Here is a 643-nt window from a genome sequence, read left to right on the forward strand (position 1 = left end):
GCCGCCGGCGGGATGGACCTGATGGCGCTTCTTATCGACAGCGCTGCACTTCTGGACTCCGCACGCTTGTCCGCTGCCCATGAGGCTTCTCTGTTTGGGTTTGTTGAGGCTGCTGATTTTGCCGGCAAGGTCGAGGAGATTTCCCGAGCGGTGGAGTACTTACAGGTCGTCGCAGCCCACGCGGTGGAACGGACCCGGAACGAAGCACAACAGACGAGGCCGGGGTCCTCGGCAGCAGCGCCGGAATGGCGGACCGGCTGGACAGACCAAGTCACGGGCGCAACGGATCCGGAGGCACCAGTTTCCGCTGGTGAAGCACGCTCCACTAACGCAGCACTTTCCACGATTGGCGCAGCACTGTCCGTGAAGGGGGCCGGGTCCAAGGCCAGTGTTTTGGATGACGGGTACCGGAACGCGGCGGAGTTCCTTCGGGCGCGGTTGCGGATCGGCATCGGGGAAGCCCGGCGCAGGCTCGCCCTCGCCCCCGATGTCCTCCCCCAAACCGGGATGACCGGACAGGAAATCCCGGCCCGCCGCGAAGTCCTCGCCGCAGCGGTTGAGGCCGCTTTGGTGCCGTCCCGGTCCGCGACCATCATCAGCACCGCCCTGGACAAGGTCCGGAACCTCACCGACGAAGACACCA

The 643-nt window shown here is 65.6% G+C and carries 1 pseudogene; it reads left to right on the plus strand.

Annotation, left to right across the window (positions count from 1 at the left end):
• Positions 1-643: pseudogene (locus GVL04_RS24085) on the plus strand (HNH endonuclease); the annotation flags it as partial.

The organism is Arthrobacter sp. 18067 (genome assembly GCF_902706295.1).
Classification (GTDB): Bacteria; Actinomycetota; Actinomycetes; order Actinomycetales; family Micrococcaceae; genus Arthrobacter.